14 protein-coding genes are annotated in these 13,046 nt (G+C 44.8%); all 14 read right to left on the bottom strand.

Annotated features, from left to right (window positions below; translation table 11 throughout):
• On the bottom strand, window positions 1-657 hold the full coding sequence (gene rpsC, locus CEF21_RS02345; protein WP_123913227.1) for a 30S ribosomal protein S3: 657 nt from the start codon (window positions 655-657) through the stop codon (window positions 1-3).
• 3 nt (window positions 658-660) lie between these two features.
• Window positions 661-1,002 carry a 50S ribosomal protein L22 gene (rplV, locus tag CEF21_RS02340; RefSeq protein WP_123913226.1) on the bottom strand — a complete coding sequence of 114 codons (342 nt, stop codon included), beginning with the start codon at window positions 1,000-1,002 and terminating at the stop codon, window positions 661-663.
• Window positions 1,003-1,019: 17 nt separating this feature from the next.
• Window positions 1,020-1,298, bottom strand: coding sequence for a 30S ribosomal protein S19 (gene rpsS, locus CEF21_RS02335; RefSeq protein WP_035406800.1), 279 nt, complete (start codon window positions 1,296-1,298; stop codon window positions 1,020-1,022).
• Window positions 1,299-1,355: 57 nt separating this feature from the next.
• Window positions 1,356-2,186 carry a 50S ribosomal protein L2 gene (rplB, locus tag CEF21_RS02330; protein ID WP_035406798.1) on the bottom strand — a complete coding sequence of 277 codons (831 nt, stop codon included), beginning with the start codon at window positions 2,184-2,186 and terminating at the stop codon, window positions 1,356-1,358.
• A 26-nt stretch (window positions 2,187-2,212) separates the two neighbouring features.
• A complete protein-coding gene (rplW, locus tag CEF21_RS02325) occupies window positions 2,213-2,500 on the bottom strand; it encodes a 50S ribosomal protein L23 (RefSeq protein WP_035406795.1) in 288 nt (95 codons plus the stop codon).
• Window positions 2,500-3,123 (bottom strand): 50S ribosomal protein L4, encoded by a 624-nt coding sequence (gene rplD, locus CEF21_RS02320; RefSeq protein WP_123913225.1) that lies wholly within the window; start codon window positions 3,121-3,123, stop codon window positions 2,500-2,502. The genes rplW and rplD overlap by 1 nt, the downstream gene beginning before the upstream one ends.
• Before the next feature lie 27 nt (window positions 3,124-3,150).
• On the bottom strand, window positions 3,151-3,780 hold the full coding sequence (gene rplC / locus CEF21_RS02315) for a 50S ribosomal protein L3 (protein WP_123913224.1): 630 nt from the start codon (window positions 3,778-3,780) through the stop codon (window positions 3,151-3,153).
• A 41-nt stretch (window positions 3,781-3,821) separates the two neighbouring features.
• Entirely contained in the window at window positions 3,822-4,130 is a 309-nt protein-coding gene (gene rpsJ, locus CEF21_RS02310; protein ID WP_029282834.1) for a 30S ribosomal protein S10, read from the bottom strand.
• Window positions 4,131-4,542: 412 nt separating this feature from the next.
• Window positions 4,543-5,733, bottom strand: coding sequence for an elongation factor Tu (gene tuf / locus CEF21_RS02305; protein ID WP_123913223.1), 1,191 nt, complete (start codon window positions 5,731-5,733; stop codon window positions 4,543-4,545).
• A 113-nt stretch (window positions 5,734-5,846) separates the two neighbouring features.
• Window positions 5,847-7,925 carry an elongation factor G gene (gene fusA, locus CEF21_RS02300; RefSeq protein WP_123913222.1) on the bottom strand — a complete coding sequence of 693 codons (2,079 nt, stop codon included), beginning with the start codon at window positions 7,923-7,925 and terminating at the stop codon, window positions 5,847-5,849.
• A 53-nt stretch (window positions 7,926-7,978) separates the two neighbouring features.
• Complete coding sequence (rpsG, locus tag CEF21_RS02295; RefSeq protein ID WP_123913221.1) at window positions 7,979-8,449, bottom strand: 30S ribosomal protein S7; 471 nt, start codon at window positions 8,447-8,449, stop codon at window positions 7,979-7,981.
• Between the two features lie 40 nt (window positions 8,450-8,489).
• Window positions 8,490-8,912, bottom strand: coding sequence for a 30S ribosomal protein S12 (rpsL, locus tag CEF21_RS02290; RefSeq protein ID WP_123913220.1), 423 nt, complete (start codon window positions 8,910-8,912; stop codon window positions 8,490-8,492).
• 108 nt (window positions 8,913-9,020) lie between these two features.
• Window positions 9,021-9,266 (bottom strand): 50S ribosomal protein L7ae-like protein, encoded by a 246-nt coding sequence (locus tag CEF21_RS02285; RefSeq protein WP_123913219.1) that lies wholly within the window; start codon window positions 9,264-9,266, stop codon window positions 9,021-9,023.
• Between the two features lie 117 nt (window positions 9,267-9,383).
• Window positions 9,384-12,983 carry a DNA-directed RNA polymerase subunit beta' gene (gene rpoC, locus CEF21_RS02280; RefSeq protein ID WP_123913218.1) on the bottom strand — a complete coding sequence of 1,200 codons (3,600 nt, stop codon included), beginning with the start codon at window positions 12,981-12,983 and terminating at the stop codon, window positions 9,384-9,386.
• Window positions 12,984-13,046: the final 63 nt, after the last annotated feature.

Raw genomic sequence — 13,046 nt, 5'->3', positions numbered from 1 at the left:
TTATTTTCCTCCTTCCTCGGATTTCTTCTTAACAGGAAGAACTTCTCCACGATAGATCCATACTTTGACACCTAGTTTACCGTAAGTAGTGTCTGCTTCTGCTGTACCGTAATCGATGTCAGCGCGAAGTGTGTGAAGTGGAACAGTTCCTTCACTGTAATGTTCAGAACGAGCGATATCAGCTCCGCCAAGACGACCGGAAACCATTGTTTTAATTCCTTGTGCACCGGCACGCATTGTGCGTTGAAGTGCCTGCTTTTGAGCACGGCGGAAAGAAATACGGTTTTCAAGCTGGCGAGCGATGTTGTCAGCTACTAATTTAGCATCAAGATCTGCTCTTTTGATTTCTAGAATATTGATGTGCACGCGTTTACCAGTTAGTGTGTTAAGAGCTTTACGAAGCGCTTCAACTTCTGTACCACCTTTACCGATAACCATTCCTGGTTTAGCAGTGTGGACAGTTACGTTGATGCGGTTTGCAGCACGCTCAATTTCCACTTTGGAAACAGATGCATCATTCAGGCGTTTGTTGATGTATTCACGAACTTTTAAATCTTCGTGTAAAAGATCAGCGTAGTCTTTGCCTGCGTACCATTTTGATTCCCAATCACGAATCACACCGATACGAAGACCGACTGGATTTACCTTTTGACCCACAGCTTATCCCTCCTTCTTTTCTGATACGATAATTGTGATATGGCTTGTGCGTTTGTTGATTGCACTTGCACGTCCCATTGCGCGCGGACGGAATCTTTTAAGTGTTGGACCTTCGTCAACGAATCCTTCAGAAATAACCAGGCTGTTGATGTCCATTTCATAGTTATGCTCAGCGTTTGCAACTGCAGAGTTTAGTACTTTCTCGATAATTGGAGAAGCTGCCTTCGGAGTTAGACGAAGGATTGCAACTGCTTCACCGACTTGCTTTCCTCGAATTAAGTCCATTACCAAACGTGCTTTACGAGGAGCAATACGAACTGTTCTAGCGACAGCTTTAGCTTGCATTTAAATGCCTCCTCTCATTAGCGTCTTGTTTTTTTATCATCGTTACCGTGGCCTTTGTAAGTACGAGAAGGTGCAAATTCACCTAACTTGTGGCCAACCATGTCTTCCGTAACATATACAGGAACGTGTTTGCGTCCATCATATACAGCGATCGTGTGACCGATGAATTGAGGGAAAATTGTAGAACGGCGAGACCAAGTTTTAATTACTTGCTTCTTTTCAGTTTCATTCAATTTTTCCACTTTAACCATCAAATGATCATCCACGAAAGGTCCTTTTTTCAAGCTGCGACCCATGCGAGTACCTCCCTTCGTGATTGCGCTACGGTTCGGATGAACCGTAGTTCAGTCACGTTATTTTTTACGACGACGTACGATAAATTTATCGGATTTATTCGTTTTCTTACGTGTTTTAGCACCAAGAGTCGGTTTGCCCCATGGAGACATAGGTGATTTACGACCGATAGGTGAGCGTCCTTCACCACCACCGTGCGGGTGATCGTTAGGGTTCATTACAGAACCACGAACTGTTGGGCGTTTGCCTAACCAGCGTGAACGTCCTGCTTTACCGATGTTGATCAGTTCGTGCTGCTCATTGCCGACTTGACCGATTGTAGCGCGGCAAGTAGCAAGGATCATGCGAACCTCTCCGGAATTCAAACGAACTAGTACGTATTTGCCTTCTTTACCAAGGACTTGTGCAGATGTTCCTGCAGAACGTACAAGCTGTCCGCCTTTACCAGGTTTAAGTTCAATGTTGTGTACTACTGTACCAACTGGGATGTTTTGAAGTGGAAGGGCGTTACCCACTTTAATGTCAGCTTCTGCTCCTGACATAATTTCCAAATCAACTTTAAGGTTTTTAGGAGCAAGAATGTATCTCTTTTCTCCATCAGCGTAATGAATCAACGCAATGTTTGCAGAGCGGTTTGGATCGTACTCGATTGTAGCAACGCGTCCTGGTATACCATCTTTGTCGCGTTTAAAATCGATAATACGATACTGGCGCTTATGGCCTCCGCCTTGATGACGAACCGTGATTTTACCTTGGTTGTTACGTCCAGCTTTTTTGCTTAACGGAGCAAGCAAGGATTTTTCCGGCTTATCAGTAGTGATTTCTGCAAAATCAGATACTGTCATACCACGACGACCGTTGGAGGTCGGTTTGTATTTTTTAATCGCCATCTCAATTTCCCTCCTTCACTTATATATTAAACTTCAAAAAGTTCGATTTCTTTAGAGTCAGCAGTCAATGTAATGATTGCTTTTCTTCTGCGATTTGTAAGTCCGCTGTAACGGCCGACGCGTCTGAATTTACCTTTGTAATTCATAACGTTGACTTTCGCTACTTTCACACCGAAAATTGCTTCTACAGCATCTTTAACTTCCGTTTTGTTAGCTCTTACGTCTACTTCAAACGTATATTTTCTGTCAGCCATAATGTCAGTAGAATTTTCAGTGATCACGGGGCGCTTAATAATATCACGAGGATCTTTCATTATGCAAGCACCTCCTCTACTTTTTGCACCGCAGCTTTCGTCATAATTAGCTTTTCATGGTTCAGTACGTCAAGAACGTTGATACCGTCAGCTGCAACAACAGTGATGCCCTGGATGTTACGTGCAGAAAGGGATACTTTCTCGTTAACATCAGCAGTAACGATCAATGCTTTTTTCTCAACTGAAATAGCTTTTAGGATAGAAGCCATTTCCTTTGTTTTTACAGCATCCAGTGTCAGATCCTCAAGAACAACAAATTTGCTGTCTTGTACTTTGGATGACAAAGCAGATTTGATAGCCAGACGGCGTACTTTTTTAGGTAGTTTGTAAGCATAAGAACGAGGTGTCGGTCCGAAAACTACTCCTCCTCCGCGCCATTGCGGTGAACGGATAGATCCTTGACGAGCACGTCCAGTTCCTTTTTGGCGCCAAGGTTTGCGTCCTCCGCCACGAACTTCAGAACGATTTTTTACTTTAGCGTTTCCTTGTCTTAAGGAAGCTCTTTGCATGATAACCGCTTCGAAAAGAACAGCTTGGTTTGGCTCGATACCGAAGATAGAATCGTTCAGTTCGATTTCACCAGCGTTAGCTCCGCTTTGGTTTAACATAGTAACTTTTGGCATAATCCATTTCCTCCTTTCTCGGAAAAGTTATTTGGATTTTACTGCAGATTTTACAGTAACTAGAGATTTTCTTGGACCAGGTACGTTACCTTTGATCAAAAGAAGGTTACGCTCTGCGTCTACTTTCACGATCTCAAGGTTTTGTACTGTTACGCGCTCTCCACCCATACGTCCAGGGAGAAGTTTGTTTTTGAATACGCGGTTTGGAGCAACAGGACCCATTGAACCTGGGCGGCGGTGGTAGCGTGAACCGTGGGACATTGGTCCGCGGGATTGTCCGTGGCGTTTAATAGAACCTTGGAATCCTTTACCTTTTGAAGTTCCTGTTACATCTACTGTATCTCCAGCGGAGAATACTTCTACTTTGACTTCCTGACCAACTTCGTAGTCTGCTGCGCTTACTCCACGAAATTCCTTAATGAAGCGCTTAGGCGCAGTGTTTGCTTTTGCAACGTGACCTTTAGACGGTTTGTTTGCAAGTTTTTCACGTTTGTCATCAAAACCAACCTGAACTGCTTCGTAACCGTCGATTTCAGCCGTTTTCACTTGAAGAACTACGTTTGGAGCAGCTTCTACAACTGTAACTGGGATAAGATCGCCGTTTTCAGCAAATACTTGCGTCATACCGATTTTTCTACCTAAGATTCCTTTGGTCATTCGTCACACCTCCTATTTTTTCTGCTATATAATAATGAACATTAAAGTTTGATTTCGATGTCGACACCGGATGGTAAATCCAGACGCATTAACGCATCAACAGTTTGTGGTGTTGGGTTAATGATATCGATTAGACGTTTGTGTGTACGCATCTCAAATTGCTCACGAGAGTCTTTGTACTTATGCACCGCACGAAGAATTGTGTAGATAGACTTTTCAGTCGGAAGCGGGATCGGACCGGATACGTTAGCACCTGAACGTTTCGCTGTTTCTACGATTTTCTCGGCAGATTGATCAAGAATTCTGTGATCATAAGCTTTCAAACGAATACGAATTTTTTGTTTTGCCATTATTTTCCCTCCTTTTCGCCTACTTAATATAGACAGTTCTCAGTGAGAATTTCCCTCACACACTCGCCATGGCAAAGCGGCCGGGTGTGTCAGCAACCTCTCACATCATCGCAGTCAAAGACCAACATTCACTATTATATAAAAAAAGAGCGTCAGTTGCAAGAAGAAATAAATATTTCTTTGTCTTTTACGCACCTCAGATATTATACCTTTTTTTAGGCGGGATTTCAAGTCCCCGCCAGATAATTGTTTATGACGGACAATTTTACTCTTGCATCATGCTGCGTGCCTGCCCTGCCGATACAAAATGAAAGGCTCTCCCATATGCAGATGGAAGAGCCTCAAGGAAAACCTATTATATAGTAGAAATAAGAAAAAACGAGCGATGACTCGCTCGTTTTTTCAATACTGATTACTCAGTGATTGTAGCAACTACTCCAGCGCCTACAGTACGTCCACCCTCACGGATAGAGAATTTAGTACCTTCTTCGATCGCGATTGGAGCGATAAGCTCAACCGTCATTTCGATGTTGTCGCCAGGCATAACCATTTCTACACCTTCAGGAAGGTTGCAGATACCAGTTACGTCAGTTGTACGGAAGTAGAACTGAGGACGGTAGTTAGTGAAGAATGGAGTGTGACGTCCACCCTCTTCTTTAGATAGTACATAAACTTCTGCTTTGAACTTTGTGTGTGGAGTGATTGTTCCTGGCTTAGCAAGAACTTGTCCACGTTGGATATCTTCACGAGCTACTCCACGAAGAAGTGCACCGATGTTGTCTCCAGCTTCAGCATAGTCAAGAAGTTTACGGAACATTTCAACACCTGTTACAGTTGTCGATTTTGGCTCTTCAGCAAGACCGATGATTTCGATTACGTCACCGACTTTAACTTGTCCACGCTCAACACGTCCAGTTGCAACTGTTCCACGGCCAGTGATTGAGAATACGTCCTCAACAGGCATCATGAATGGTTTTTCGATGTCGCGCTCTGGAGTTGGGATGTATTCGTCAACTGCGTTCATTAGTTCAACGATTTTCTCTTCCCACTCAGCTTCTCCTTCAAGAGCTTTAAGAGCAGAACCTTTGATTACTGGAATGTCGTCGCCAGGGAAATCGTACTCAGAAAGAAGGTCACGAACTTCCATTTCAACTAGTTCTAGCAATTCTTCGTCGTCTACCATGTCACATTTGTTCATGAATACAACTAGGTAAGGAACACCTACTTGACGAGAAAGAAGGATGTGCTCACGAGTTTGCGGCATTGGGCCGTCAGCAGCAGATACTACTAGGATTCCGCCGTCCATTTGAGCAGCACCAGTGATCATGTTTTTAACATAGTCAGCATGTCCTGGGCAGTCAACGTGTGCATAGTGGCGTGTTTCAGTTTCGTACTCAACGTGTGCAGTTGAGATTGTGATTCCGCGCTCGCGCTCTTCTGGAGCAGCATCGATCATATCATAAGCCATCGCTGCACCTTTACCGCTGCGTTTAGCAAGTACAGTAGTGATTGCAGCTGTTAGAGTTGTTTTACCGTGGTCAACGTGTCCAATTGTACCGATATTGGCATGTGTTTTGGAACGGTCGAATTTTTCTTTACCCATTCGAAATGCCTCCCTTAGATAATTGAGTTAGTTATTTTGATTCAGAAAGCAGGATTGTACCTGCCTTCTGAGGTTACATAAGTAGTTATACTTTAATAAAGTGGTAAAATCAATTACTCGCCTTTATTTTTTTTGATGATTTCTTCAGAAATCGATTTTGGAACTTCTTCGTAGTGATCGAAGTGCATGGAGAATACTCCGCGTCCTTGAGTGTTGGAACGCAACGCAGTTGCATATCCGAACATTTCAGAAAGTGGAACCATTGCACGGACAACTTGAGCGTTACCGCGTGCATCCATACCTTCTACGCGTCCACGGCGAGAAGTGATATCACCCATGATATCTCCCATGTACTCATCCGGAATAACAACTTCAACCTTCATAACAGGCTCAAGGATAACCGGGCTACATTTGGAGATAGCGTTTTTAAGCGCTAGGGATGCTGCTACTTTAAATGCCATCTCACTGGAGTCGACATCATGGTAAGAACCATCAACAAGTGCAGCTTTTACATCGATTAGCGGATATCCTGCAAGGACACCGTTTTTCATTGAATCCTCTAGACCTGCTTGTACAGCTGGTACATATTCACGAGGAACAACCCCACCGACGATTTTGTTTTGGAACTCAAAGCCTTTTCCTTCTTCGTTTGGCTCGAATTCGATCCAAACGTGTCCGAATTGACCGCGTCCACCGGATTGGCGGGCAAACTTACCTTCTACCTTAGCAGCAGCACGGAAAGTTTCGCGGTAGGCTACTTGAGGAGCCCCTACGTTTGCTTCAACTTTGAATTCGCGACGCATACGGTCAACGATGATATCAAGGTGAAGCTCACCCATACCGGAGATAATGGTTTGTCCAGTCTCTGGATCAGTATGAGCACGGAATGTCGGATCCTCTTCAGAAAGCTTAGTCAGAGCTGTAGACATTTTGTCTTGGTCAGCTTTTGATTTAGGCTCAACAGATAGAGAGATAACCGGCTCTGGGAATTCCATGGATTCTAAGATTACAAGGCTCTTTTCATCACATAGAGTATCACCAGTTGTTGTATCTTTCAATCCTACTGCAGCAGCGATATCGCCTGAGTATACAGTAGAGATCTCTTCACGGGAGTTAGCATGCATTTGCAGGATACGTCCTACGCGCTCACGCTTACCTTTCGTGGAGTTTTGTACGTAAGAACCAGAGTTAAGCACGCCAGAGTACACACGGAAGAAAGTAAGCTTCCCTACATATGGATCTGTCATTACTTTGAACGCAAGAGCAGCGAACGGCTCATCGTCACTGGATTTACGAAGAACTTCTTCTTCGGAATCCGGAAGAATTCCTTTGATCGCCGGTACATCAGTTGGTGCAGGAAGGTAATCAAGTACCGCATCCAGCATCAATTGTACACCTTTGTTTTTGAAGGCAGAACCACAGATAACAGGATAGAATTCAACGTCGCAAGTACCTTTGCGGATTGCAGCTTTGATTTCATCAACCGTAAGCTCTTCACCGTCAAGATATTTCATCATTAATTCTTCGTCAAGCTCTGCTACTGCTTCAATTAGCTTGCTGCGCCATTCTTCAGCAAGTTCTTGATAATCTTCAGGAATTTCTTTTGCTTCGGAACGAGTTCCCAAGTCATCTTCGTAGAAGTATGCAACGTTTTCTACTAGATCGATAATTCCTTCGAAGTTGTCTTCAGCACCGATAGGAAGCTGGATCGGGTGAGCATTAGCCTGAAGGCGGTCATGCATCGTTTTTACGGAATAAAGGAAATCCGCACCGATTTTATCCATTTTGTTGACGAAAACTACACGAGGCACGCCGTAAGTAGTAGCCTGGCGCCAAACTGTTTCAGTTTGAGGCTCAACGCCGGATTGTGCATCAAGTACAGCTACAGCACCATCCAATACACGCAGGGAACGTTCAACTTCAACAGTGAAGTCTACGTGTCCTGGTGTATCGATGATGTTTACGCGGTAACCTTTCCATGATGCAGTTGTTGCTGCAGATGTAATGGTGATTCCGCGCTCTTGTTCCTGTTCCATCCAGTCCATTTGTGAAGCACCTTCGTGCGTTTCACCAATTTTATGAATACGTCCAGTGTAGAACAAGATCCGTTCTGTCGTCGTTGTTTTACCAGCGTCGATGTGAGCCATGATCCCGATATTACGAGTTTTGTCTAAGGAGAACTCTCTTGCCATCTTAGTAACTTCTCCTTCCTATAAAGAGGATTAGTGGGTTTTTAATTTCGATCTTACCAGCGGTAGTGAGCGAATGCTTTGTTCGCTTCTGCCATTTTGTGCGTGTCTTCACGTTTCTTAACTGCTGCACCAGTGTTGTTGGCTGCGTCAAGAATCTCGTTAGCTAGACGCTCTTCCATGGTTTTCTCACCACGAAGACGAGCGTAGTTTACTAACCAGCGAAGTCCAAGTGTAGTACGGCGGTCAGGACGCACCTCTACTGGTACTTGGTAGTTTGCTCCACCTACACGGCGAGCTTTAACTTCTAGAACTGGCATGATATTTTTAAGCGCTTGTTCGAACACTTCCATTGGCTCTTTACCGCTGCGCTCCTTGATTGTATCAAGTGCAGAATAAAGAATGGTTTGTGCTTTTCCTCTTTTACCGTCAACCATAATGCGGTTTACCAAACGAGTAACCAATTTGGAATTGTAAAGTGGATCTGGCAATACGTCTCTTTTTGTAACAGGACCTTTACGAGGCATGTTTTTTCCTCCTTTCACGAAGTGATTCTATTTTGTTCAATTATTTTTTTGGAGCTTTAGGGCGTTTTGTTCCGTATTTGGAACGTCCTTGCATACGGCCGTCAACACCAGCAGTATCAAGCGCACCGCGAACGATGTGATAACGTACCCCTGGTAAATCCTTTACACGTCCGCCACGGATAAGAACAACACTGTGCTCTTGCAGGTTATGTCCGATACCAGGAATGTAAGCTGTAACCTCGATTTGGTTTGTCAAGCGTACACGGGCATATTTACGAAGCGCGGAGTTCGGCTTCTTCGGAGTCATAGTACCAACACGTGTGCAAACACCGCGTTTTTGAGGTGAAGACACATTAGTGTGCTCTTTTTTGAAACTGTTGTAACCTTTGTTCAATGCAGGAGACTTAGATTTTTCAATCTTGCTAACGCGTCCCTTGCGAACTAACTGATTAATAGTAGGCATGTTTTTTCCTCCCTTCTCAAATTCTAAACCCACACATCCAGGTGGTTCATATTTGGGCAAAAACAAAGTCTTTACTTGATTACTCAGGTAAAAACGCGTTTGCTTTTATTAGGTAATGGCTACGGCTGCGGCGCCAACTTCAATTCCGCAAGCTTTTCCAAGCTTTTTCATAGAATCTACTTCAGTTACAGGGACTTTCTTTTCCTTAGCCATCTGAGCAACGGCAGATGTAATTCGGGGATCAGCGTCCTCTGCAATGAGAAGCTCCTTGACGGAACCTTGCTGAAGTGCCTTCAGCGTTTGCTTCGTACCAACAATAATGTTTGCTGCCTGTGATACTTTTTCATAAGACATTGAAGTATATCCTCCAAAGCAACAGGTAGAATCGAGCACCTTGAATATCTTAACATTGGAAGAGATGGATGTCAACACGGTTTCAAAAGAAACCTATGAAGACATCCATCTCTCATATTAATCTACGGTAACCGTGTCCGGGCTCGATTGAACTTGTGAGATTGGCTGTACTTTACGGTAGCGGTTCATACCTGTACCGGCTGGAACCAGCTTACCGATGATGACATTCTCTTTCAGTCCGAGAAGCTCGTCACGTTTTCCTTTAATCGCTGCATCTGTCAGGACACGAGTCGTTTCCTGGAAGGATGCGGCAGATAAGAAGGAATCCGTTTCAAGAGATGCTTTCGTAATACCCAGAAGAACTGGACGGCCTGTAGCAGGTCGTTTTCCTTCGATCAAGACTTTTCTGTTCGCATCTGTGAACTGATGGATGTCGAGAAGTGTTCCCGGCAGTACATCCGTGTCCCCAGCTTCAATTACTCTGATTTTGCGGAGCATTTGACGAACCATAACTTCAACGTGCTTATCGCCAATTTCTACCCCTTGCATACGGTATACTTTTTGCACTTCACGAAGAAGGTATTCCTGCACAGCCTGAGTATCTTTCACTTTCAGAAGTTCTTTCGGGTCGATGGAACCTTCTGTAAGCTCTTGGCCGCGCTTCACTTTATCGCCCTCTACTACTTTCAGGCGGGCGTTGTAAGGAGCTGTGTACGTACGGGATTCAACGTCACCCTGCACAACGATTTCCTGCTGTTTTTCACGAACTTCATTTACTTCTGTTACGATACCGTCAATTTCGGAGATCGTTGCCTGACCTTTAGGATTACGTGCTTCAAATAGCTCCTGGATACGAGGCAAACCTTGGGTGATATCGTCCCCTGCAACTCCGCCTGTATGGAACGTACGCATAGTAAGCTGTGTTCCCGGTTCTCCAATGGATTGGGCAGCGATGATTCCAACTGCTTCACCCACTTCAACATCAGAACCAGTGGCCAGGTTGCGGCCGTAGCATCGTTTACATACGCCGTGGCGTGTATTACATGTAAAGGCAGAACGGATCCAAACAGATTCAATACCGGACTCGACAATTTGAAGGGCCAGGTCTTCTGTAATCAGTTCGTTTTCTTCTACAAGAATTTCTTCTGTTTCTGGATGCAGAATGTTTCTGCGTGCGTAACGTCCAATCAGACGCTCTTCAAGCTTCTCAATAACCTCTGTGCCTTCTTTGATTGCTTCTGCAAGAAGTCCGCGGTCTGTTCCGCAGTCGTCATCACGAATGATAACATCTTGAGCAACATCAACAAGTCGGCGTGTCAGGTAACCTGAGTCGGCTGTTTTAAGGGCTGTATCGGCAAGACCTTTACGCGCTCCATGTGTAGAAATAAAGTATTCCAATACGGTCAGACCTTCACGGAAACTGGACTTAATCGGAAGTTCGATGATTCGTCCGGCCGGGTTGGCCATGAGTCCGCGCATTCCGGCAAGCTGTGTAAAGTTAGATGCGTTACCACGGGCTCCAGAGTCACTCATCATGAAGATCGGGTTGCGCGTATCCAGCGTTTTCATCAATTTGCCCTGAATCGTATCCTTCGCAGCACTCCATACAGAAATAACGCGCTCATAGCGCTCTTCTTCTGTAATCAGACCGCGGCGGAACTGTTTAAGAACGTTATCGACTTTCGCCTGGGCTTCAGTCAGGATTTCTTCTTTCTCACGCAATACGACGATATCCGCTACACCAACCGTGATTCCGGCTTTTGTAGAGTATCTGAATCCAAGATCCTTCAAACGGTCCAGCATTTTGGACGTCTCAGTGATTTGGAACTTTTTAAAGATTTCAGCGATAATGCTTCCGAGAATGCCTTTTTTGAACGGAGGAACCTGTTCTTGTTTAGCAATATGCTCTTTCACATTGACTGTTGGATCCACGAAGTACTTCTCAGGAGTCTTTTCTTCGATGTTTCCTTTTGTCGGCTCATTCATATAAGGGAATGAAGCCGGAAGGATTTCATTAAAGACAAGCTTTCCTACTGTTGTGATCAGAAGCTGTTTCTTCTGAGCATCAGTGAAAGTTTCGTTATCCAGAGATGAAGCGGCTACTGCCACACGGGTATGAAGATGTACATATCCGTTTTGGTAAGCAATAAGGGCTTCATTTGTATCTTTAAAGATCATACCTTCCCCAACAGCGCCTACACGCTCCATTGTGAGGTAATAGTTCCCAAGAACCATATCCTGGGATGGTGTAACAACCGGTTTTCCATCCTTAGGGTTCAGGATGTTCTGAGCTGCAAGCATGAGAATACGTGCTTCTGCTTGAGCTTCAGCTGAAAGCGGTACGTGAACAGCCATTTGGTCTCCGTCAAAGTCTGCGTTATACGCTGTACATACAAGCGGATGCAGGCGGATTGCGCGGCCTTCTACAAGAGTCGGTTCAAAAGCCTGAATACCAAGTCTGTGAAGTGTAGGGGCACGGTTCAGAAGAACAGGATGCTCCCTGATTACTGACTCAAGAACGTCCCAGACTTCCGGCTGAACGCGTTCAATTTTACGTTTCGCACTTTTAATATTATGTGCAAGACCTTTTTCAACGAGCTCTTTCATGACAAATGGTTTGAATAGCTCTAGCGCCATTTCTTTCGGCAGACCGCATTGGTACATTTTCAGGTTCGGACCTACAACGATTACGGAACGGCCTGAATAGTCAACACGTTTACCAAGAAGATTTTGACGGAAACGCCCTTGTTTCCCTTTAAGCATATGAGAAAGGGATTTTAGCGGACGGTTACCAGGACCTGTTACAGGACGGCCGCGTCGGCCGTTATCAATCAGTGCATCTACTGCTTCCTGAAGCATACGCTTTTCGTTTTGAACGATGATGCTTGGAGCTCCAAGATCAAGCAAACGCTTCAGACGGTTGTTCCGGTTGATTACACGGCGGTAAAGGTCGTTCAAGTCAGATGTCGCGAAACGTCCGCCATCCAGCTGAACCATCGGGCGAAGTTCAGGAGGAATAACCGGAAGGACATCAAGAATCATCCATGAAGGATTGTTTCCTGAACCACGGAAAGCTTCAAGTACTTCCAAGCGCTTAATCGCACGTGTGCGGCGCTGTCCTTGTGCTGTTTTCAAATCTTCCTTCAGCTGTTCTACATCTTTGTCAGGATCAATATCCATAAGAAGCTTTTTGATTGCTTCAGCACCCATGGACGCCTGGAATGTACTGCCGTATTTATCACGGTATGCACGGTACTCTTTCTCGGAAAGAAGCTGTTTCTTTTCAAGAGGAGTGTCCCCGGTTTCCGTTACAACATAAGATGCAAAATAGATTACCTCTTCAAGAGCACGCGGGGACATATCTAGAACAAGACCCATACGGCTCGGAATTCCTTTGAAATACCAAATGTGGGAAACTGGAGCAGCAAGCTCAATGTGTCCCATACGCTCGCGGCGGACTTTCGCGCGGGTTACTTCAACTCCGCATCGGTCACATACGACACCTTTATAACGGACACGCTTGTATTTGCCGCAGTGGCACTCCCAGTCCTTTTGAGGTCCGAAAATACGTTCGCAGAACAAACCGTCTTTTTCAGGCTTAAGTGTACGGTAGTTGATTGTTTCCGGCTTCTTCACTTCCCCGAAAGACCAGGAACGGATCTTATCAGGTGATGCAAGTCCGATGTTCATATACTCAAAATTATTAACATCTAGCAAGGGGCCTACCTCCCTTTTCATCTTCAGGTTATACCCTTATATCCTGGAGAGTTACATTAAAAG

The organism is Bacillus sp. FJAT-42376 (genome assembly GCF_003816055.1).
Lineage (GTDB): Bacteria > Bacillota > Bacilli > Bacillales > Bacillaceae > Metabacillus_B.
The sequence above is the reverse complement of the archived record's forward strand: the minus strand, read 5'-3'. Positions and strand labels throughout refer to the sequence as shown.